Origin of the sequence: Pseudomonas brassicacearum (assembly GCF_003732175.1) — a bacterium.
Taxonomy (GTDB): Bacteria; Pseudomonadota; Gammaproteobacteria; order Pseudomonadales; family Pseudomonadaceae; genus Aquipseudomonas; species Aquipseudomonas brassicacearum_G.
On sequence record NZ_MOBI01000017.1, the window covers coordinates 226,645 to 248,948 of the forward strand.

The following is a 22,304-nucleotide window of genomic DNA, read 5'->3' on the forward strand; positions in this document are numbered from 1 at the left end:
GCGTTCCTGATCCACCCAGGAATACCTGCACCGCCCACTTTTAGCGTCCGAAGCCTTTGCGGCGTCGCAAGGGTCAGCCAAGCAGGAAGTGCACGTTCTATAAATTCGTGGTGAATACTTGCCTGAGTAACTTTAGCAGGCGACGTACTGTTTGTTGACGACGAAACCATCTGACACTACCTGAATTAATTATTTGAATGAACAGCCCCTTAAGAAATAGTGGCGCCGCATCGTTAAAAGCGTACAACGCTCGGCGACCCATTAATGGAGTGCAAGTCTGATTAGACCGTAAGATATTTCTTGCTGAAGTTTCATGAATCGATATAACCAACAGCCGGTTCAACGTGTCATCAAACCGTTCAAAAAACGTTGTATCGACGGTAGTGCTCGGGCGTACAACCGGCCTGACGCTAAAACATCGCGATAAACGCCGACGACGTGCTGTAGCCCATATCAAAGGCGATCTCCTGAATGCTGCGCTGGCTGTCCAGTGCTTCGATCGAAGCGAGGAAACGCAGGCGTTGGCGCCACTCACCGAAGCTCATGCCCAGTTCCCGAACAAACTGCCGGGCCAGAGTTCGTTCGCTGACGTGGATCTGCTCGGCCCACTGCGCCAGTGGCCGATTGTCGCCCGGTGATGCCTGCAAGGTTTCGAGCACACTGAGCAATCCGGCGCTGCTGGCGTAAGGCAAATAACAGTTATGCACCGGCGCTTGTTGAAGCTGATCGACCAACACCTCGGCCAGGCGCTTGTCTGCCGAGCGCTCGGGGATCTTTACGTCGCGAGCAGCGAAGTCCTTGAGGATCGCCTTGAGAATGTCACTGATCGCCAGCGTGCAGGCCTGTTGCGGCAGATCGCGACACAGTGGCGGCGCGAGACAAACCGCGCGGTAATTGATCGGCTGGTTGCTGTAGAAACTGTGCTCGATCTGCGGCGGCACCCACACCGCGTATTGCGGCGGCGACATGAAGCGGCTGCCGCCGATTTCCATGTGCAATACGCCGAGGGCCGAATACTCCAGTGTGCCCCACGGATGACGGTGAGCCGAGGCATAGCGGTGAGCATCAAAGTCGGCATAGCGGAAGTACACAGGGGCCGGCAGTTCGCTGAAATCCAGCAGATCGATGTGTTTACTGTTCATGCTGTCTGTCATCAGGGGCAGGTTGTCTGGATTGAAGTATAGGCGCGCATCCAGACAGGCGATAATCACCCCGTCATTAACGTTCTGGTTTTTCCCATGCAATACGCTTATCCCCTGCTGGCCATTTTCATCTGGGCCGGCAACACCGTAATCAACAAACTGGCGGTCGGCGCGATCTTCCCCGCCGAGATCGGTTTCTATCGCTGGCTGCTCGCCGGAGTGCTGTTCACGCCATTCATGCTCAAACCGGTGATACGCCATTGGGCGGTCATTCGCCCGAACCTGGGCAAGGTCTTCGTCCTCGGCGTGCTTGGCATGGCGGTCTATCAAAGCCTGGCCTACTTCGCCGCAACACTGACCTCGGCCACCAACATGGGCATCATCCTGTCGCTGATGCCGTTGATGTCGCTGGCCATGGCCATTATCAGCCTCGGCCAACGGCTGACCGCCGGCGCGCTGGCCGGTGCGGTGCTGTCGTTTGCCGGCGTGCTGGTGGTGGTTTCGTCCGGCAGCCTGGGTGCGCTACTGGAACACGGGGTCAACCTGGGCGATGCGATGATGCTGATCGCGACCCTGGCCTATGCGGTCTACAGCACCTTGCTGAAAAAATGGCAGCTGCGTTTGCCGCCGCTGGTGCTGTTGTATTTGCAGGTGCTGGTGGCGGTCGTGGTGCTGTTTCCGCTGTTCATGGCCTCACCCAAAGTTGGCCCGACTTTGCAGAACATTCCGCTGGTGCTTTATGCCTGCCTGCTGGCCTCGATGCTCGCGCCACTGGCGTGGATGCAAGCGGTGGTGCGTCTGGGGCCAAGCCGAACCACGCTGTTCTTCAACCTGCTGCCACTGATTACCGCATTGATCGCCGCGGTGGTGCTGCATGAGCAACTGGCGCTGTATCACCTGGTGGGTGGAGTGCTGACGTTGGGCGGGGTGATTCTTTCGGAACGTTGGACCACGGTGTTGAGCCGCAAGACCTGCGTTGCCTGATCTGACCTCATCGCGAGCAGGCTCGCTCCCACATTGGGCCTGCTGCGAATACATTTTTTGTGAACACCAGAGATTAAATGTGGGAGCGAGCCTGCTCGCGATGAACGATAACGCGGTCAAAATCCTTACAACCCCGCCGCCTTCAACCGCTGCGCATGCTCGATAAACAACCGCAGCGGATCGGCGCCTTTGCCCACCAGCCCCAGCGACTGGTTGACGATGTCGAAGTGATCCAACGGGTATTCATCGCCAATCACCGTGCCCAAATGCGAGCTGTAACGCCCGACCATACCGTCGCAATGCCCCGCTTCGCGGACGAAGGTGGTGGCGAACAAGCGACAGCTGCGGTTAGTGCCGTCGAACAGGTTGCCACCACGGTCGGTCTTGCCTGGCTGCAAGGTCCCGGACCACGAGTAATAGCGCACGCCGTTGACCAACTCCGGCCCATGCCCGCCCCAGGTCTCGGGCAATCCCTGTGGGTAGCGCTGATTGAACAGCGCGACCCCTTCGCTGGTCAGCGAGTTGTGCGAGGCATGTACATCCACCGGCCATTTGTGCCTGGGATGACCGGTTTCCAGCAGGCCCATCAACCACGCGACCAACTGCAACAAGGCGCTCAGCACACGGCCTTTCGCACTGTCGGGCGGACAGTGTTTGTGCAGATAGTCCGCCAGCTCCGAGCCATGGTTGGGCCCCGCTACCGAGGTCACCGAGGCTACCAGGTCCGGGCGCGTGGCGGCAGCGTAACGGGCGGTCAGCGAACCTTGGCTGTGGCCGATCAGATTGACTTTACCCGCTCCGGTTTCGCGCAATATTTCATCGATTTGCACTAACAACTCTTCACCGCGCACTTCGTTGGAGTTGACCGGCGAAACCTGAACCGCAATCACTGTCGCCCCACCCCTGCGCAGCGCCGAAATGATCCCGTACCAGTATGGGTAGAACAGCAGCCGAATAAAGCCGAGCATTCCCGGGACCAGCACCAAGGGGTAACGCGTGGCGGTCTCTTGCGACATGGGCAGACATCCTTGTGATCAGGGACTGGTGCAGTCAGCCGACTATTTGCTGGGCTTGACCGTCACCGGCACCTTGCCTGCCTTCATTTGCGCCAACAAGGGCACGCACTGATTCGGCCCACCGCTACTCGGCGCTACCAATGCCAGCAACCCCGCCGCCGGCCCGGCAATCACGCCCAGTGCCACCATCCCCGCGCCCCGCAACATCAGTGGCACGCCCTTCACACCGGTATCCGGCTTGATGAACTTACCGCGCACATACAGCGGCGAACGCAACGAGATCAGCCGCACGCCCTTGGACTCTGGCGTGATGGTCAGGTCGAGCTGCTCACTGGCCATGTTCGCCGTGCCGTCGATGTAGACGATCGCGTTCTCGGTGTCGAACACAAACAGCCGGGAGGTCGCCAGACCACTCTTGACGTCGAAGTCGGCCGCCGCGCAGTTGATCTTCACGTCCTGGTCGCCAAAGATTTTCCCGACCACATAATTGCCGACGTTCAACCCGGCAAGTTCCATCAATTGACGACTGATCGCACCATCATTCATCAACAGCTTCAGATCGCCATTGGCGCTCCCCAGCAACGCCGCCACCGAGTTGCCGTGACCAGCGAGATCGGCGTCACCGTTGAGTTCCCCAAAGCTGGTTTTCATCGTCTCGAAGCTCGGGAACAGCTGCTTGAGTTTGAAGCCGCGCGCGGTCAGCTTCGCCCGTCCTTCCAACGGCGTGGCAAGGCCGTTCAGACGGACCTGCGCATCGAGCTTGCCGCCCGCGACACCAAAGCGCAGCGGCTCCAGGTTGATCTGACCCTCTTTGAGCACCAGGTGCGTATAGAGATCGGTAAACGGCAATTTCTCGCTTTGAACGATGCGTTTACCGGTGAACTCGACGTCGGCGTCCATATCGCGCCAGCGCTCGGTACGGAACTCCTCGACCGGCAACACCTTGTCCTCCGGCTGCTTGCTTTCACCGCCACGGGCCTTTTGCTTGGCGTTGGAGTCGGCGCCAATCAACGGCGCGAGGTCGACGAACAGCAGTTGATTGGAGACCAGCGTACCACTGAGCTTGGGCCGTGGCTGGCTGGCGACATACGTCAGGTCGCCATGAATATCGCTGCCGCCAATGGTGCCGTTGAATGCCTCGTAGTGGTACGTTGCACCGTCCGCCTGGCGCAGGTTGGCGATCAAGTGACCGTCGGTGGTGTAAGGCGGCGAAGGCGGCAGGGTTACGCCGGTCAAAGGATGAAGGTTGCCCAGGCTGGTGCCGGCAAGTTTCAGACGCAGGTCCAGTGCGCCGAGGTTCAGCGGGTCGGTCAGGGTACCGGCCAGCTCGACGCTGGTGTCGGCAATCTTCACCTGCGCGTGCAACGGGAACGGCTTGGCCGCGTCCTGTAATGCCAGCAGCCCACCGACCTTGCCTTCGCCCGCCAGTTTCTGACCGTGGTACTGGCCCTTGACCTTCAGCGCGAACACATAGTCTTGCGGCGCCAAGCCCTTCTCCAGGGCTTTCTTCGCGGCTTTATCACCGACGATGTCGCTGAACGGAATCGGCTTGCCCAGCAGGTCGATCATAAGGTCGAGCTGAGTGTTCAAGGTCTGGTCGTCGAGGGTGACGTGGCCCTTGTCAAAGCCGATCGCACCGATGTCCACCCCCCAGCGGGACGGTTCGGCGTTCGGGTCTTTCAGATCGAATTTGAAGGTCCAGTTGGCGCGGCCATCGGCCAAACGTTGCAAGTCGGCATTGGGTTCGGTGAGGTCGATACGCGGTATCACCACCCGCTGCGCCAACAAGGCCAATGGCGAAATTCGCAGCTCGACGCGTTTGAGGCTGACCATTTGCGGCTTTTTCGACCAGTCCGGGTTGCCCAGGCTCAAGTCCTCGGCCACCACATTCGGCCATGGCACCCAGGCGCGCCAACCGCCTTCATCGACTTCACGTTTCCAGGTCACCGTCAGGTTGCCGTTGATAGCAAAGGGGCGGTGCAGTTCTTCGGAGACTTTGGTGTTGAGCGGCGGTTTGATCCAGTTCCAGTCGAAGAACGCGATGATCACCACCAGCAGCGCCATCAACAGCACGAGACTGCTGACAACCCAGGCGAGAATTTTACGAGTGCGCGTCATTGCACAGGGCTCCTGATTACGACTCGGCGCCTGAACTGCGACGCACATATGAAACGGTAGGCCAGAAATCGGCGGATTACAGAAATTACCACTGGCAAATGCCCCGCAGGTTTAACAACCCTTCCATTCGGGTATAAAAAAACCAACATTCCTGACCGCTCAGCCAGCTTCCGTTACCCGCTCCGCACTTTTCCGTCGCGCAAGTGAGTCGAAAATACCCACCTCGGTGCAAAAGCCTTCCCCGGAAACGTCCGATCTAGAGGCTTTTCGCTGAACCATCAATTCCGTTGATTATTACCATTGCCTTTATGAACTTTTATATCGACTTATCGAGAGTAGCATTAACTTCGTACCCACTTTATAGCCCTCCCAAGGAGCAGCCCATCATGAAACGCCAATTACTGCTTAGCCTGACCCTTTCAATGTTAGCCAGCACCGCTTTTGCTCTGCCAGCGGCCGATCAGGCAACTCCACAAGTAAAATCCAGCCATTCGGCTCATAGCCAAACGGTTGCCGATGGTGCCAATGGTAACGAACGTCTGAAAGAAAAAGGCCTGATTACTCAGGATGGCTACGACAAGACACCACAAGGCCAGATCCTTGCCTCTGACGGTTCCGACCGCACTCCACAAGGTCAGACCCTGGCCTCTGACGGTTCCGATCGCACTCCACAAGGTCAGACCCTGGCTTCCGACGGTTCCGATCGCACCCCACAAGGTCAGACCCTGGCTTCCGACGGTTCCGATCGCACTCCACAAGGTCAAACCCTGGCTTCCGACGGTTCCGATCGCACCCCACAAGGTCAGACCCTGGCTGAAGGCGGTGGTGACCGCGTGATCGAACGCAACGCTAGCCTGAGCTAAGGCCATGCTGGCCCGGAAAAAAGCCCGATCTCCTGGATCGGGCTTTGACTTTATGTAGCTCGCACTTCCCGCCACACCTTCCTTTACTCAAGTTCGACGCCAGCAAAGCTGATTTGCTAGAGTGCGCCGCTGTCCTTGATTAGAAGTCAGCCGCCTGATGCTGCCCCGCGCCGAACAGAAACAACAGACCCGCAACGCCTTGATGGACGCTGCCCGCCACCTGATGGAATGCGGCCGAGGATTCGGCAGCCTGAGTCTGCGTGAAGTGGCGAAAACCGCTGGTATTGTCCCGACCGGTTTCTACCGGCACTTTACCGATATGGATCAGTTAGGGCTGGAACTGGTCAGCGAAGTCGGCCAGACCTTCCGCGAAACCATCCGCCTGGTGCGCCACAATGAATTCGTCATGGGCGGAATCATCGATGCCTCGGTGCGAATTTTCCTTGATGTGGTCGCGGCCAACCGTTCGCAGTTCCTGTTTCTGGCGCGCGAACAATATGGCGGCTCGCTGCCAGTACGTCTGGCCATCGGCAAACTGCGCGAAAACATCAGCTCAGACCTGGCCGCCGACCTGTCCTTGATGCCCAAACTGCAACACCTCGATTTTTCCGGGTTGTCGGTCATGGCCGACCTGATCGTCAAAAGCGTGTTCGCCACCCTCCCCGACATCATCGACCCGCCAGCCGAAGCCTTACCCGCACACCTGACGCCACAGGCGAAGATCACTCAGCAACTGCGCTTTATCTTTATCGGCTTGAAGCATTGGCAAGGACTGGGCAGTACCGAGTAGCCAGTGATCGTTCCCATGCTCTGCGTGGGCATGCAGCCCGTGACGCTCCGCGTCACTGCCGAAGCGGACGCAGAGCGTCCAGTGAGGCATTCCCACGCAGAGCGTGGGAACGATCAAGACCGCCACAAAATGGTGCGCACAAGAATCCGCACGCACCAAACCCACCCGCACTCACTCAAAATCCCGCAACATTCAGAAACATCTTCTACGCTCTGACAGGGTTTTCCTACGTCTCGTCCGATTGGCAAGCCCCTTGCTCTAGCCTGAGCATTGTTCTTTGCTGGAAGCCTTCCAATGCTGGTGATTCATCGCAGAATCGACCCTCAACCCGTCTGGGCTGCCGAGTTGCACCTGAACTTCGAGGCGCGAAGTAAAAGTCGCCTGCGCTGTTTCAGTGCCGAAGGTGAAGACGTCGGGTTGTTTTTGGAGCGCGGGCAGCCGCCGCTGTACGACGGAGAATGCCTGGAGGCCGAAGACGGCCGCGTCGTCCGCGTCTGTGCCCGTCCCGAGCAACTGCTGCACGTCACCTGCGCCAACGCCTTCGAATTGACCCGCGCCGCCTATCACTTGGGCAACCGCCACGTTGCCCTGCAAGTCGGTGATGGCTGGCTGCGCCTGCTTGACGATTATGTGCTCAAAGCCATGCTCGAACAGCTGGGCGCGCAGACCGAAAACATCGAAGCCGCGTTCCAGCCGGAGCACGGCGCCTATGGCGGTGGCCATCATCATTCGCGGCACGGCGACGAGGACTTCAACTATCCGCCGAAACTGCATCAGTTCGGCGTACGCATATGAACCCGGCCTGGGCGCTGCTGCGTCTGGCCAGCCCGCAATTGCCGATTGGCGGCTACAGCTATTCCCAAGGCCTGGAAATGGCTGTGGATAACGGCCGCGTAAGCGATCCGGAATCCGCCAAACGCTGGATCAGCGATCAGTTGCTGCTCAACCTGGCGCGCTTCGAAGCGCCGCTGTTGCTTGCCCATTGCACCGCCGCCGCCAATGAAGACTGGCCACAGTTGCTACAACGCTGTGAAGAACACCGCGCCAGCCGGGAAACCCGCGAGTTGCATCAGGAAAGCCGGCAAATGGGCTATTCGCTGCAGCAACTGCTCAACGGCTTACCGGAACTGGATGACGTCGCCCGCAGCTTTCTCGCACAACGTAGCGAGCCGCATCTGGCCCTCGGCTGGGCGCTGGCCGCCCGCGCCTGGCAGATCAGCCCGCAAGACGCACTCGCCGCCTGGCTCTGGAGCTGGCTGGAGAATCAATTGGCGGTGTTGATGAAAACCCTGCCGCTGGGCCAGCAAGCCGCGCAACGCCTCACCAGCGAACTGCTGCCGCTGCTGCAACAGGCTCAGCAGAACGCCTCAACCCTTGACCCTCAACACTACGGCAGCGCCGCTTTCGGCCTGTCACTGGTGTGCATGGCCCATGAGCGCCAGTACAGCCGTCTGTTCCGTTCCTAGGGCCTGTTACTTTGGAGAATCACATGAACACACAACCTCTGCGCGTCGGCATCGGCGGCCCGGTCGGTTCCGGCAAAACCGCGCTGACGTTGGCCCTGTGCCTGGCGTTGCGTGATCGCTACAACCTGGCAGTGGTCACCAACGACATCTACACCCGAGAAGACGCCGACTTTCTGGTGCGCAACGAGGCCTTGGGCCCCGAACGGATCATCGGCGTGGAAACCGGCGGCTGCCCGCATACGGCGATCCGCGAAGATGCGTCGATCAACCTCGAAGCGGTGGATCAACTGAATCGACGCTTTCCCGGTCTCGATCTGATTCTGGTGGAGTCCGGTGGCGACAACCTGTCGGCGACCTTCAGCCCGGAGCTCTCGGACCTGACGATCTACGTGATCGATGTCTCGGCCGGCGACAAGCTGCCGCGCAAGGGCGGACCGGGGATCTGCAAATCCGACCTGCTGGTGATCAACAAGATCGACCTGGCGCCACTGGTAGGCGCATCGCTGTCGATGATGGACAGCGACACCAAACGCATGCGCGGCGGTAAGCCGTTTGTCTTCAGCAATCAGAAAACCGGTCAGGGCCTTGAAGAAATCATCGCCTTCATCGAGCGCCAGGGGCTGCTGACGGCGGCCTGAAACTTATCCACACGCGTTATCAACAAGGAAGCTTATTCATGACACTCAAACGCATCTTCGCCGCCGCAGCCCTGCTGCTCACGCCAGCACTGGCCTTCGCCCACCCTGGCCATGGCGACAACGGTTTGCTGGCCGGCATCAGCCACCCGATTGGCGGTCTCGACCATTTGCTGGCGATGCTGGCTGTGGGGTTATGGGCCGCGCAACAAAAGGGCGCAGCGCGCTGGGCGCTACCGTGTACTTTCGTCGGCGTCATGCTGATCGGCGGCTTGCTCGGGTTTGAGGGTTTGAACCTGCCAGCGCTGGAGAGCGGGATTGCCGCTTCGGTGCTCGCGCTGGGCCTGGCGGTGGCATTGGTGGTGCGTCCACCGTTGAGCCTGGCGATTGGCGCGACGGCACTGTTTGCCTTGTTCCACGGCGTGGCGCATGGCCTGGAGCTGCCAGACATGTCCAGCCCTTGGGCGTATGCCGCTGGCTTCGTCGCCGCGACCGCAGCCCTGCATGCTGCCGGTTATGCGTTGGTGCGCGTGTTGCCTCAGGCGGCTGCGCCGCTGGTTCGGGTGGCGGGTGCAGCTTCGGCGGCGACCGGGGTCTGGTTGCTCGCCGGCTGAGTTTTCTATTGTCAGTACCGGCCCTATCGCGAGCAGGCTCGCTCCCACAATGGGACTGTGTGCGCAGGACCAATGTGGGAGCGAGCCTGCTCGCGATGAGGGCCGGACAGACACTGCATCTCTCAGGCCTGCTACCATGTCGCGCAAACACTCCTGCCGTGACGACGCCAGCCAATGCCCGATGCTCCCCGCTCCGCCTCCCAGCCTGAATTGACCGCCCTGTTCGCCACTGTGCAGCAGCACTTCCAGGACGTGATCGTGCCGCTCTGGCAAGGACCCGGCTGGAACGCAGACATGGCGCTGCCGTATGAAGCCCTGGACGCCGAACACCGGCCATTGCCGCCACAACGCTACCGGGCCATGGCCTGCGCGCGGCAGCTGTACCTGTTCGCCAGCCTGATCGGTGAGGTGCCGGCTGCCGAAGAGCGCGCCGCTGCGCTGTTTCGCTCCCTGCAACGGCATTTCCACGATGCCGAGCACGGCGGCTGGTTCTACAGCATCGATGCCCATGGCGCGCCGCTCGATCAGCGTAAAGACCTCTACACCCACGCCTTCATTCTGTTTGCCTGCGCCCATTACTGGGCCAAGGTTCGCGAGCCGCTGGTGGAATCGGTGCTCAATGCAGCACTGGAAGTGGTCGCTCAGCGTTTCGCCACAGACGACGGTCTGTACGAAGCCAGCCTCGACCGCGACTGGTCATCGCTCAAGTCCGGGCCATTGCAGAACCCGCTGATGCATCTGGCCGAAGCGTTCCTCGCCACGCTGTCAGTACGCGACGATGCCCCGGTCGAGGCCGCGCTCAATGCACTGTGCGGGGCGATGCAAAAGCACTTCATCGACCCGCAGGACGGGGTGATGATGGAAAAACCGCTGGGGGCTGTGGATAACTGGTTTGAGCCGGGGCATCAATTCGAATGGTTCTTCCTGCTGGAATCATCCGCGTTGCTGCGCGGATCAAAACTGCACGCCTCGCTGACCCGCGCATTCCCGTTCACCGAACAATTGGGCGTTAATCAACAAACGGGGGCGGTGCGAGCGATGCTCGACCTTGAACTGGATGGCCGACCTCGTGATGAGACCCAGCGCATCTGGGCCCAGGCAGAATACCTGCGCGCCCTGACCTTGCGTCCGGACAGTAAAGCCTTGCTTGAGCGTCAATTGAACGCCCTGCAACAGCGTTTTCTGCATGCCGGTGGTTGGTACGAGTGCCTGGACAGGGATAGCGCGATCAGCCGCCAGGACATGCCGTCAACCACGCCTTACCATTTGGCGACCTGTTATCGCGGCCTCGCCGAATATTTCGGCTGAGTCCTCTGTGGCGAGGGGGCTTGCCCCCGTTGGGTGGCGAAGCCGCCGCAATCTGGTCAATTTGATTTACCTGAAGAATCGCGTCAGCAAGTATTGGGGCCGCTACGCGGCCCAACGGGGGCAAGCCCCCTCGCCACAAGTCACCGTCCCATCAGGCAATCCACTTGCGATCACCGGTAAAACTGATGGTCAGCCAACGCGCCGTATCCGGTTTGCCGAGCTTCGCCGAAATCTGCTCACGCAGTTCATCCAGCGTGGCCACGCCATCAAGTCGGTAATCCGTCGGCAATACCACGTGAATCTCGATGAACCGTGCCCGTCCGTGCTTCTGCACATACGAGATGTAGTCGGCAAAGCCATGCTCGGCTTTGGCCTCGTCCATCACCTGGCGAACCTTGTCATCCAGCTGATCCGGGACAATTCCCAGCACATCGCGTAACGCCGGCCTGAGGATTTTGAACGCCGGCGCGAGCATGCTCAGGGCCAGCAGGATCAGGATCGACGGGTCGACGTAAGCGGCCCACTGGCCATAGCCCTGCGTCTTGAGCAGCAACGCGATGAGGAAGCTCACCAGCAAGCCGACCGAGAGCATCGCGTCCACCAGCCAACTGATGTTGTCGAACTGGATCAGCGAGGATTTCAACCTGCGATTGCGATAACGGACGTAGAAGAAATAGCCGAAACAGACGACGCTAAGCACCCCCGCAAAAGGAATCACCAGGCCCAGTTCGATCTCGCGGCCACCATTGATGATGCCGAACATACCGCTGAGAAAGGCGTAGATCGCAATCAGCAACAGGAAGCTGCCTTCGATCAGCAGCACCATCGGTTCGAGGTGCCAGAAGCCGAACTGAAAGCGCTGGTTACTTTCCTTCGCGATCAGCTTGGCGGTGATCAGCATCAGAACCTTGATGAAGGTCGCGATCAGCGAAAAAAACCCATCGAACAAAATCGATTGGGAGCCAGAAAAAAAACCCGTGACGATCGCGGCGACCGCCACGGCGAACATCAGGATGGTCGATTGCTTGAGCAGTACCTGCTCACCTCGGTTACTCACATTTCCTCCTTCTGAAACCCCGAAAACCGCGGTTTGCGGTGGGGGGTTCGAGAGGGAGTGTACCTTATGCCATGTTTTGACCGATTTGCCGCCATCGCGAGCAGGCTCGCTCCCACAGGGGATCTCCTAACACCAGAGATTAATGTGGGAGCGAGCCTGCTCGCGATTGGCCGTTACGCGGTCTTACGCCTTGCTACTGCGGTCGATCGCAAACCCGCCCCAGGTCTGGCTCACCGGCATCAATTCCAGACGATTGATATTGATGTGCGCCGGAGCATTGAGGACCCAGAAAATCGTCTCGGCGATGTCCTGCGGCTGGATCGGCTCGGCGCCCGCGTAAGTGGCATCGTAGCGCGCCTGGTCACCGCCAAAACGCACCAGCGAGAACTCGCTTTCACACAGGCCCGGCTCGATGTTGCTCACGCGCACGCCGGTGCCTTGCAGGTCGCAACGCAAGTTCAGCGAGAACTGTTTGACGAACGCCTTGGTCGCGCCATACACGTGGCTGCCCGGGTACGGGTAGTTGCCGGCGATGGAACCCAGGTTGATGATCCCGGCACCGCGGCCGTGGGCGATCAAGCGTGGCAGCAGCAGGCGAGTGCTGTACATCAGGCCCTTGATGTTGGTGTCGACCATGGTGTCCCAGTCGTCCAGATCGCACTTGGGCGCCGGGTCTACACCCAGGGCCAGGCCCGCGTTGTTGATCAGCCCGCGCAGCTTGGCAAACGACGGCGGCAGGTTGGCGATTGCCTCCTCCATGGCCTTGCGGTCACGCACATCGAGCACCAGGCCATGGACTTCAGTCTGCTTCGACAATTCGGCGCACAGTGCATTCAGACGCTCTTCACGACGACCTGTCAGCACCAGTTTCCAGCCGGCCTCGGCAAAACGACGGGCACAGGCTTCACCAAAACCGGACGTCGCGCCGGTAATAAACAGGGTGTTGGACATCGTGTTCTCCTGGTTTGGGCTGATACGCAGCCGTTGGAATAGAAACTCAACCAGCAGCATGCCCGGCCCGGAGCACAGCGGCAACCGGGTCATCAATGGTCACGTCACAGGCTGCGCGCGCACTGGATCTGCGAGAAGCTGCCACCATTGAGGGTGACGACCGTGGCGCTGGTTTTCTCGATCTCGTTGGGGAGCGTCAGGTGCAGGTCCTTGAGGGCGCTCTGCGGAGTCTGCCAGAGAATGGTCTTGTACCTCACGTAACCGGTGGCTTCACCGCCGCCCGTGACCAGCCGGATCGTGCTGCCGCCGGGTCGATAGTAAAGGGTGGTGCTCGCCCCGGTGCAGACATACGCATAATCCTTTTGCGGCGTGGGCAGCAGGCCACCGGACAATCCGCCCACCAGGCTATACAACGCCGCGCTGATCACGAAAATACCGGCAAGCCCCGCCAACACCGTCGCCAGCCCGTTGTAATCGCCGAACAGGCGCCGCCGTGGCTCATCACTGGATGCTTCAATTGCAGGCGCGGGCGATGCAGTCAGGACGACCTCGGGTTTCACCACAGGCAACGTAACCGGTTCGCTGACCGGTTGCTGAAACCTGACCGCCCGCGCAACCGGCTGCATGACCGCAGGTTTGGGCAACCGCGCACGTTGCCGAAGAATGATCCGGGCCTGAAGGACCACATACACCGCGCACAGCAAGGGCACCACTTGATTGAGCGCCGGTGACTGGCTGTTGACCCAGCCCACGACCACCGGATCAGAGACCGCAATGTCCCCCGCGACATAGCCCAGCAATGCTGCGCCAATCGACACCAGCAACGGCTGACGCCGCAACAACCGGGTGATCTGCAGGCTGCCAAACATCAGCAGCGGCACGCTCAACAGCAAGCCCAGCACCAGGTAAAAGACACTGCCCTGGGCCACCGCCGCCAGCCCGACCACGTTGTCCATGCTCATGATCAGGTCGGCAGTCAGCACCGTGACCACTGCGCCACCCAACGTCTGCGGCGAACCGCCTGACGAATCGCCCTCTTCGCCGGCCTCTTCTTCGGTCAGCAGCCGTATGGCGATCACCAGCAACAGCAGCGCGCCGATCAGCTTGAGCCACGGCACCAGCAGCAACCAACCGGCCAGCGTGGTCAGCAACGCCCGCAGGACGATGGCGCCGCTGGTGCCGATCAATACGGCCCGACGCAGTTGCTCCGGCGGCAATCCGCGGCAGGCCATGGCGATCACCAATGCGTTGTCGCCGGACAGGATCAGGTCCAGCAGGAACACCTCAAAGACCATGCTCAGCGCGTGCAGCGCACCATCAAATAACATCGAGCGATTTCCTGGCAAAAGACTGCGTCATCGGAACATCATCCCAGCGAACCGCTCAGGCCGGTGCTCTGCACACAGATCACTCATGGCCGTTGCTACTTGCCGCTGGTCGTTGCCGGCCCGTTCCGAAACTGCTTGAGAAACGCAGCATCAGGCGTCAGCACCAACATCGGCTGACTGTCAGACAGCGCCTGACGGTAGGTCTGTAACGAGCGGTACAACTTGTAGAATTCCGGGTCTTTGCTGAACGCCGCTGAAAGAATCTGGTTGGCCGCTGCATCGGCCTCACCATGAGTGATTGCCGACTGGCGCTGGACCTCGGACAGCAACACCGTGCGATCACGGTCGGCCTTGGCCTGGATTTGCTGGGCCCATTCAAAGCCCTGTGCGCGCAGCTCCTTGGCTTCGCGCTGGCGCTCGGACTTCATCCGGTCGTAAATCGCCTGACTGGCCTCCAGCGGCAGATCGGCGCGGTGCAAACGCACCTCCGTCACCTCGATGCCGAGTGCGCGGGCCTTGTCGGCCACGTCTTTCTCGATGATCGCGACTTCCTGCTGACGGGCCGGCGACAACAGCGAACGCAGCGACACCTCGCCCAACTCACGGCGCAGCGAGGAACTGACCATTTGCGTCAGCTGAGCATTGGCTTGATCCAGGGTCCCGACGGCCTGATAAAACCGCAGCGGGTCGCTAATGCGAAAACGCGTATAGGTCTCGACCTCGATACGCTTCTGATCGCCGAGAATCACTTGTTCGGCCGGCGATGCCAGGGTTTGCAGACGGCTGTCGTAAAACACGATGGAGTCGCTGAACGGCACCTTGAACTTGAGCCCCGGCTCCCCGGCAACGCCCATCGGTGCGCCAAAGCGGATGATCAGTGCCTGTTGCGACTCATCGACGACATAGGCCGAGGCGGCCAACGCCCAGAGCGCAATCGCGACGACCGCTGCGGCCAACCATTTGACGGTGCAGTTCATGGTCGGGCGTCCTTTTGCTGCGGTTTGCCAGGCTCGCTCAGCGGCATGTACGGCACCACCCCGGACATGCCCTTGCCGGAAGAATCGATGATGACTTTGGACGCCTTTTTCAGGACTTCATCCATGCTCTCCATGTACAGGCGCCAGGCGGTGACGTCTTTGGATTGCACGTAGCTGTTGTAAACCGAGAGAAACCGCTTGGCCTCGCCCTCGGCCAGGTTGCCGACTTGCGCCTGGTAAGCTTCGGCTTCCTGGGTGATACGCGCCGCGTCGCCACGGGCACGGGGAATCACGTCATTGGCATAGGCTTCGGCTTCGTTGCGGGCACGCTCCTGGTCGGCGCGGGCGCGCTGCACATCGTTGAACGCATCGATCACCTGCGGCGGCGGATCGACCCGTTGCAATTGCACCTGAGTGACGAGAATCCCCGCCTGTTCGCGGTCCAGCAGTTGCTGCAGCAAGTCCCGGGTTTCATCGGCGATCTGTGCACGCTTGTCAGACATCACCGACTGAATCGGCGTACGCCCAATCACTTCGCGCAGCGCGCTTTCGGCCGCAAGTTTCACCGAGCGCTCCGGGTCGCTGATTTTGAACAGATAGAGTCGCGCGTCCTTGATCCGCCAGAACACCGTGCAATCGGCTTCGACGATGTTTTCGTCACCGGTGAGCATCTGCTTGTCGCGCGCGCCATTGGTCGCAGCGCTCTGCACACTGGTACTGGTGCCCAGTTGCAACTGATTAACCTGAGTGATCTTGGGTAGCAGGACGGTTTCGACAGGATAGGGCAAGTGATAGTGCAGCCCGGACTCGGCGGTCTGCTGCCAACGCCCGAAGCGCAGCACAATGCCCTGTTCATCCGGCTGAACCTTGTAGATGCCGGAGCTGATCCAGGCCAGCAAGACCAGCCCGCCGATCAGTGCCAGTCCCCGTCCACCGAAATCCATCACGGCCAGGTCGTAGCCCATTCGTTTGAGCAGCCGACGCATCGGGCTGACGGGCTCGACAGGAGCAGAGGCGGGACTATCGGTCATGCAATGGCTCCATGTCGTCAAATGACGAGCGCCCATTCGGGGGCGCCAAGGCGCGCAGAGTACCTGAACCCAAAACCGCGAAAATGAAAACTCTGTCATGTTCGCTGTACAAAAAACGTTCAACTGCTGCCAGGCCTTGGCCGCTCTGGCTCGCAGCCAACTGCACGCACCTTATCCACAGCCCCGCCCACAGTCTTTGGGGGCAAGTGCAAACCTTGAGACGCGCTATCTACAAGGCTTTGCGGGCAGATTTGAAAGTTTTTTGCTTGACCTGGGCAGTGACAAGTGTAGCCAGCATCGATCGATGCGACCGAGCAGTCACAGAGACGATGGCTACACGCCAGTCATTACGGCCCTTTGCCGAGTCTTTCCAGAGTTTAACCACAGACTTATCCACAGGCTGCGCAACGACTGTTCAGCCGCCGGGCAGCGACAACAAAAAGGTTGACAAGGCTTACTCAAGGCCGCTGAAAAACGCCTGATCAAAAAACAACCACAACCCTGAAAGCCACGCCGTTAAAGGCGTTCAGGCAGTTGCTCCCATGTTACCCACAGCCAGTTCCACAGCAAACGGGGACAAGTCAAAACTGTGGAAAAACAGCTATTTGCAGCGGCTTTATGTCGCGCTTTGACAGGTTGCGAATATTGTTTTCCACAATTCCCGGAAAGGGCACCACCGACACTTGTGGGAGCGAGCCTGCTCGCGATAGCGGTGGTTCAGTCTCTTCAATGCTGGATGTGCTGCCATCATCGCGAGCAGGCTCGCTCCCACAGGGGGTGGTGTTTTGGGGATATAAAAAACCCCGGCGATTGCTCGTCGGGGCTGGAGGCTTCAGCAGATAACTCAGTGACCGCCGAGATACGCGTTACGCACCTCTTCGTTCACCAGCAGCTCCTTACCTGTGCCGCTCAGGCGGATTTCACCGTTGACCATCACATAGGCCCGGTCGGACAGCTTGAGCGCGTGGTTGGCGTTCTGCTCGACCAGGAAGATGGTCATGCCGGTGCCCGCCAGTTCGCGCAGGGTAGCGAAGATCTGTTTCACCACAATCGGCGCCAACCCCAGGCTTGGCTCGTCGAGCAACAGCAATTTGGGCCGGCTCATCAATGCCCGGGCAATGGCGAGCATTTGCTGCTCGCCACCGGACATGGTCATCGCCCGCTGATTGCGCCGCTCCTTGAGCCGCGGAAACAGCTCGAACATGCGCTGCATGTCCTCGGCTGCGTACTGGTCGCCAATCGGGATCGTGCCCATCAGCAGGTTTTCCTCGACGGTCATGTCAGGGAATACCCGCCGCCCTTCCGGCGACTGGGCAATGCCGTTGGAGGCGATGTAGTGCGACGACTTGTGGGTGATGTCCACGCCGCGATAGACGATCTGCCCATCGGCGGCCCGTGGCTGACCGAAGATCGACATCAGCAGCGTCGATTTACCGGCACCGTTGGAGCCGATCAGGCTGACGGTTTCGCCTTCGTTGATGTGCAGCGAGACCTTTTTCAGGGCCTGGATCGGCCCGTAGAACACGTCGATCGCTTTCAGTTCGAGGATCGGTTGAGTCATACCAGCTCCTCTTCATCAGCACCCAGGTAGGCGGCAATCACTTTCGGATCGTTGCGGATCGCTTGAGGATTACCCTCGGCGATCACGTTGCCGTGGTCCAGCACCACGATGTGGTCGGAAATGCTCATTACCATGCCCATGTCGTGTTCAATCAGCACCACCGTAATGTCGTGGTCGTCGCGCAGATGCCGAATCATCGCGCTGAGCGCCTCGGTTTCCTGCGGGTTGAGGCCCGCCGCCGGTTCGTCCAGGCAAATGATCTTGGGCCGGGTGCACATGGCCCGGGCGATTTCCAGACGCCGTTGCTGGCCGTAGGAAAGCTCACCGGCCAGGCGGTTGGCACAGTCCACCAGATCGACCACTTCCAGCCAGTAGAAGGCATGGTCCAGGGCATCGCTTTCGGCCTTGCGGTAGCCTTTGGTATTGAGAATGCCGGACAGCAAGTTGCGGTTGACCCACATGTGCTGGGCCACCAGCAGGTTCTCGATCACCGACATTTCCCTGAACAGGCGAATGTTCTGGAAAGTCCGCGCCAGGCCGGCGCGGTTGATCAGGTGCGTGCCGCCGAACATCTTGTAGTGGAGCCGGTTGAAAAAGCTTTTCGGCGACACGAAATCGGTTGCCTTGAACGGTTCCCCGAGCATCTTGATCACGTTGGTTTTCACGCCACGGGTGTTCAGTTCGATATGCCCGCCAGAGGCCTTGTAGAAACCGGTCAGGCAGTTGAACACCGTGGTCTTGCCCGCACCGTTGGGGCCGATCAAGGCGAAGATCGAGTTACGCTTGACCTTCAGGCTGACGTCGCTCAGGGCTTTGATGCCGCCGAAGTGCATCATCAGGTTCTCTACCGAGAGAATGAATTCATCGCTCATGACGCGCTCCTCTCAGTCAAGGCACCTTTACGCGGGGTCACACCGGTACGGCTGATACGAATCAGGCCGCGCGGTTTCCAGATCATCATCAGTACCATGAGGATGCCGAACAGCAACACGCGGTATTCCGCGAAGCCGCGCAGCAGTTCCGGGGCGACAGTCAGCACAAACGCAGCAATCACCACGCCGACGGTCGAGCCCATGCCGCCGAGTACGACGATGGCGAGGATCAAGGCCGACTCGAAGAACGTGAACGAGGTCGGGTTGACGAAACCTTGATAGCTGGCAAAAAACACACCCGCCAGACCCGCTGTGGAAGCCCCCAGGGTAAAGGCCGACAGCTTGACCAGTACGTGGTTCAGGCCCATGGCGCGGCAGGCAATTTCATCTTCGCGCAAGGCCTCCCAGGCACGTCCGACCGGCATTCGGGTCAGGCGATGCTTGATGTACAGCACCAGCATTACGACCAGAAACAACACGGTATAGATGAACATGAACTTGATGTTCGGGTTGTATTCGGTCCCGAAGAACTCGTGGAAGGGTATCCCGCCATCCTTCGCCACACGCGTGAACTCGATACCGAAAAACGACGGCGATGGCACCGGCATGCCGTTCGGCCCGCCCGTGAAGGACAGCCAGTTGGTCAGTATCAGGCGAATGATTTCACCGAAGCCCAGGGTCACGATGGCCAGATAGTCGCCGTGCATGCGCAACACGGGAAAGCCGAGTATGCATCCGGCCAGCGCCGCCATGAGTGCCGACAGCGGCAACACGGTCCAGAAGCCCAGGCCGAGGTAGTGATAACCCAGTGCCAGGCCATAAGCGCCGATGGCGTAGAACGCCACGTATCCCAAGTCGAGCAGACCTGCCAGGCCGACCACGATGTTCAGGCCAAGGCCCAGCAACACGTAGATCAAGCCCAGAATCACCACCGTCAGCAGGTACTTGTCGGCAAAGACCGGGAACACGATAGCGATGACGATCAAAGCCGGGATGATGAAGCGCAGCCGCGACTTGAAATCAGGTGCCAGCACATGCACGCCGGAGCCGACGATTTCGAAGCGTTGCTGAACCTTCACGCCCTTGGCAGTCTGCATGAACAGGCTCAAGGCAAGACGCCCGATCATCACACCCCCGACCATCCAGGCCACACGCGTCGGTTGCAGATTGTAGCTATAGCCTTCAAGCACTACGCCCACGATCGGACCGAAGACAATCAGGGCAATCAACCCGGCCAGAACCGTGTCGATCAGGCTTTTTTTCACATCGATAGGTTTGTTATTAGCGTCGGACATACTTATACCTTCGCCACAAGTGGGCGACCCAACAGGCCTTGAGGACGGAAAATCAGGATCAGTACCAGCAGCGAGAAGCTGAAGACGTCCTTGTAGTCAGAGTTGATCACGCCGGAAAACAGCGACTCGGAAACGCCGAGGATGATCCCGCCGAGCATGGCTCCAGGCAGCGAGCCAATCCCGCCGAGCACCGCAGCGGTGAACGCCTTGATGCCGATCACGAAGCCTGCGTAGAAATCGAAGGTGCCGTAGTTCACCGTGATCAGGACACCCGCCAGCGCAGCCATCGCGGCGCCGATAATGAACACATAGGAGATCACCCGGTCGGTGTTTATCCCGAGGATCGAGGCCATCTTGCGGTCTTGTTGGGTGGCACGGCACATGCGCCCCAACTTGGTGTATTTGATGATGTAGGTCAGCAGGGCCATCCCGATAAACGCGGCGACCAGAATAAAGATCTTGGTGTAGGTGATCTGCACGAACCCCGTACCGATATCGAATCTCAGCCCACCGCTCAGCAGCGTAGGAATACCCTGCTGCCGTGAGCCCTGAGCGATCTGTGCGTAGTTCTGCAGAATCAGGGAAACGCCGATAGCACTGATCAGCGGTGCCAGTCGGGTGGAGTTGCGTAGCGGTTTATAAGCGATGCGTTCGATGACCCAGCCATACACACCGGTCACGAAGACCGTGAACAGCAGGGTACCCAGGATCAACAGCGGAAAGGATTCGACACCGAAGTAGGACAGCAGAGCCAGGCTGATCGCCGCGAGGTACGCGGAAATCATGTACACCTCGCCGTGGGCGAAGTTGATCATGCCGATGATGCCATAGACCATTGTGTAGCCGATGGCGATCAGGCCGTAGACCGACCCGAGCGTCAAACCGTTGATAACTTGTTGCAGGAAAATACCGTCCATCATGCACTCTCACTAACTTGAGAGGCCACCGCGAACCCGGTGTCGATGAGCCCTTGTGAGGCGCACCTGGCCAGGTTCATGTGGCTCAGAAGAAAAATACCGGGTCGGCATGATTGCAGAACCCATGACTCAAGCCGGGCCCCACGACGGATATCGAGAGGCCCAGACCTGGCGGTGCGCTTATCTCACTTCTGTTTGTCCAGCTGGTGGTATTTGCCTGCAGCATCCCACTGGTAAACCACATAGTCGGAGATTTTCAGGTCGCCCTTGCTATCCCATTCCTTCTTGCCCATCACGGTTTCCACCGGGTGCGCCTTGAGCCATTTGGCGGCGTCTTCACCTTTGTTCGACTTGGCACCGTTGAAGCCGGCAGCCAGGGCCTGTACCGAGGCGTAGGCGTACAGGGTGTAGCCTTCAGGCTCGTAACCGGATTTGCGGAAGGTATCCACGACAGCCTTGCTGTCTGGAATCAGACGCGGGTCAGCACCGAAGGTCATGTACACGCCATCGACGTAAGGAGCACCACCGGCAGTCGTGACCATTTCATCGGTGACGATGCCATCATCGGACATGAACTTGACGTCTTTCAGACCTTGCTCACGCAGTTGATGGACCAGTGGACCCGCTTCCGGGTGCAGGCCGCCGAAGTAAAGGACATCAGCCCCAACCGAACGGACCTTGGTGATCAGGGCACTGAAATCTTTCTCGCCGCGGGTCAGGCCTTCTTCAAGAACCGGTTTCACGCCACGCGCGGTCAACTGTTTCGCTGTCGCGTCCGCCAGGCCTTTACCGTAGGTGTCTTTGTCGTTGATGACGGCAACTTTCTTGCCTTTCAGGACGTCGACGATGTAGTTGCCCGCGACGATACCTTGCTGGTCATCACGTCCGCACATACGCATCATGGCAGGCAGGCCGCGCTCGGTGACCGTCGGGTTGGTAGAACCCGGGGTGATTGCGATGATGCCGGCGTCGGAGTAGACCTCGGAAGCCGGGATGGTCGAAGACGAGCAGAAGTGCCCGACCACGCCGATCACCTTGTCCTGGACCATTTTGTTCGCGACGGCCACAGCCTGTTTCGGTTCGCAGGCGTCATCGCCCTGGACCAGTACGATTTTTTCGCCGTTGATACCGCCCTTGGCGTTGATTGCATCCGCCGCCGCTTGCGCGCCTTTCATGTATTGCAAGCCGAAGGAAGCGCTGGGACCGGTCATCGGACCTGCCACACCAAGTTTGACATCCGCCTGAACAAACGAAGAAACACCCAATGCAGTAGCAACTGCGAGTGCCAGAAAACCTTTCCTGTAAAACGTCTGCGACATGTGATGGTGCTCCTGAGGTTTTTTTAGTTAGCACAGCAACTTCAGCGGAAGCTTTGATTC

At 59.5% G+C, this 22,304-nt stretch carries 21 protein-coding genes; 8 read left to right on the plus strand and 13 right to left on the minus strand.

The window, feature by feature from the left end:
• Positions 1-410 precede the first annotated feature (410 nt).
• Positions 411-1,142, minus strand: coding sequence for an AraC family transcriptional regulator (locus tag BK658_RS16960; RefSeq protein ID WP_123583297.1), 732 nt, complete (start codon positions 1,140-1,142; stop codon positions 411-413).
• Between the two features lie 96 nt (positions 1,143-1,238).
• On the opposite strand from BK658_RS16960, the gene BK658_RS16965 reads away from it, so the two are divergent.
• Positions 1,239-2,126 carry a DMT family transporter gene (locus BK658_RS16965; RefSeq protein ID WP_123583266.1) on the plus strand — a complete coding sequence of 296 codons (888 nt, stop codon included), beginning with the start codon at positions 1,239-1,241 and terminating at the stop codon, positions 2,124-2,126.
• 125 nt (positions 2,127-2,251) lie between these two features.
• Here the strand turns inward: BK658_RS16965 and BK658_RS16970 are convergent, their stop codons facing one another.
• Positions 2,252-3,142 (minus strand): esterase/lipase family protein, encoded by an 891-nt coding sequence (locus BK658_RS16970; protein ID WP_123583267.1) that lies wholly within the window; start codon positions 3,140-3,142, stop codon positions 2,252-2,254.
• A gap of 42 nt (positions 3,143-3,184) precedes the next feature.
• On the minus strand, positions 3,185-5,260 hold the full coding sequence (locus BK658_RS16975; RefSeq protein WP_123583268.1) for an AsmA family protein: 2,076 nt from the start codon (positions 5,258-5,260) through the stop codon (positions 3,185-3,187).
• A gap of 386 nt (positions 5,261-5,646) precedes the next feature.
• Here BK658_RS16975 and BK658_RS16980 point away from each other — a divergent pair, with 386 nt between their 5' ends.
• From BK658_RS16980 to BK658_RS17015, 7 genes are all read left to right on the plus strand, one after another.
• Entirely contained in the window at positions 5,647-6,123 is a 477-nt protein-coding gene (locus BK658_RS16980) for a hypothetical protein (RefSeq protein WP_123583269.1), read from the plus strand.
• Between the two features lie 157 nt (positions 6,124-6,280).
• A complete protein-coding gene (locus tag BK658_RS16985) occupies positions 6,281-6,913 on the plus strand; it encodes a TetR family transcriptional regulator (protein WP_123583270.1) in 633 nt (210 codons plus the stop codon).
• A 294-nt stretch (positions 6,914-7,207) separates the two neighbouring features.
• On the plus strand, positions 7,208-7,708 hold the full coding sequence (gene ureE, locus BK658_RS16995) for an urease accessory protein UreE (RefSeq protein ID WP_123583272.1): 501 nt from the start codon (positions 7,208-7,210) through the stop codon (positions 7,706-7,708).
• Complete coding sequence (locus tag BK658_RS17000) at positions 7,705-8,379, plus strand: urease accessory protein UreF (protein WP_123583273.1); 675 nt, start codon at positions 7,705-7,707, stop codon at positions 8,377-8,379. The genes ureE and BK658_RS17000 overlap by 4 nt, the downstream gene beginning before the upstream one ends.
• A 23-nt stretch (positions 8,380-8,402) precedes the next feature.
• Positions 8,403-9,017, plus strand: a complete 615-nt coding sequence (ureG, locus tag BK658_RS17005) for an urease accessory protein UreG (RefSeq protein WP_123583274.1) — start codon at positions 8,403-8,405, stop codon at positions 9,015-9,017.
• A 38-nt stretch (positions 9,018-9,055) separates the two neighbouring features.
• Positions 9,056-9,628 carry a HupE/UreJ family protein gene (locus BK658_RS17010; protein WP_123583275.1) on the plus strand — a complete coding sequence of 191 codons (573 nt, stop codon included), beginning with the start codon at positions 9,056-9,058 and terminating at the stop codon, positions 9,626-9,628.
• 174 nt (positions 9,629-9,802) lie between these two features.
• Positions 9,803-10,936 (plus strand): AGE family epimerase/isomerase, encoded by a 1,134-nt coding sequence (locus BK658_RS17015; RefSeq protein WP_123583276.1) that lies wholly within the window; start codon positions 9,803-9,805, stop codon positions 10,934-10,936.
• A 151-nt stretch (positions 10,937-11,087) separates the two neighbouring features.
• Here the strand turns inward: BK658_RS17015 and BK658_RS17020 are convergent, their stop codons facing one another.
• From BK658_RS17020 to BK658_RS17070, 10 genes are all read right to left on the minus strand, one after another.
• Positions 11,088-11,993, minus strand: a complete 906-nt coding sequence (locus BK658_RS17020) for a cation diffusion facilitator family transporter (RefSeq protein ID WP_123583277.1) — start codon at positions 11,991-11,993, stop codon at positions 11,088-11,090.
• 183 nt (positions 11,994-12,176) lie between these two features.
• A complete protein-coding gene (locus tag BK658_RS17025; protein ID WP_103316355.1) occupies positions 12,177-12,944 on the minus strand; it encodes an SDR family oxidoreductase in 768 nt (255 codons plus the stop codon).
• A gap of 104 nt (positions 12,945-13,048) precedes the next feature.
• Positions 13,049-14,272: a YjbE family putative metal transport protein gene (locus tag BK658_RS17030; protein ID WP_123583278.1), complete on the minus strand. Its 1,224-nt coding sequence runs from the start codon at positions 14,270-14,272 to the stop codon at positions 13,049-13,051.
• 95 nt (positions 14,273-14,367) lie between these two features.
• A complete protein-coding gene (hflC, locus tag BK658_RS17035) occupies positions 14,368-15,249 on the minus strand; it encodes a protease modulator HflC (RefSeq protein ID WP_123583279.1) in 882 nt (293 codons plus the stop codon).
• A complete protein-coding gene (hflK, locus tag BK658_RS17040) occupies positions 15,246-16,280 on the minus strand; it encodes an FtsH protease activity modulator HflK (RefSeq protein WP_123583280.1) in 1,035 nt (344 codons plus the stop codon). The genes hflC and hflK overlap by 4 nt, the downstream gene beginning before the upstream one ends.
• An 844-nt stretch (positions 16,281-17,124) precedes the next feature.
• Positions 17,125-17,841 (minus strand): ABC transporter ATP-binding protein, encoded by a 717-nt coding sequence (locus BK658_RS17050; RefSeq protein ID WP_123583281.1) that lies wholly within the window; start codon positions 17,839-17,841, stop codon positions 17,125-17,127.
• A complete protein-coding gene (locus tag BK658_RS17055) occupies positions 17,838-18,713 on the minus strand; it encodes an ABC transporter ATP-binding protein (protein WP_123583282.1) in 876 nt (291 codons plus the stop codon). The genes BK658_RS17050 and BK658_RS17055 overlap by 4 nt, the downstream gene beginning before the upstream one ends.
• Positions 18,710-20,008 (minus strand): high-affinity branched-chain amino acid ABC transporter permease LivM, encoded by a 1,299-nt coding sequence (gene livM / locus BK658_RS17060; protein ID WP_123583283.1) that lies wholly within the window; start codon positions 20,006-20,008, stop codon positions 18,710-18,712. The genes BK658_RS17055 and livM overlap by 4 nt, the downstream gene beginning before the upstream one ends.
• A gap of 2 nt (positions 20,009-20,010) precedes the next feature.
• Complete coding sequence (locus BK658_RS17065) at positions 20,011-20,925, minus strand: ABC transporter permease subunit (RefSeq protein WP_054598222.1); 915 nt, start codon at positions 20,923-20,925, stop codon at positions 20,011-20,013.
• 185 nt (positions 20,926-21,110) lie between these two features.
• The gene (locus BK658_RS17070; RefSeq protein ID WP_123583284.1) at positions 21,111-22,244 is read right to left on the minus strand and encodes an ABC transporter substrate-binding protein; all 1,134 of its coding nucleotides are present in this window, start codon (positions 22,242-22,244) and stop codon (positions 21,111-21,113) included.
• Between the last annotated feature and the right edge of the window lie 60 nt (positions 22,245-22,304).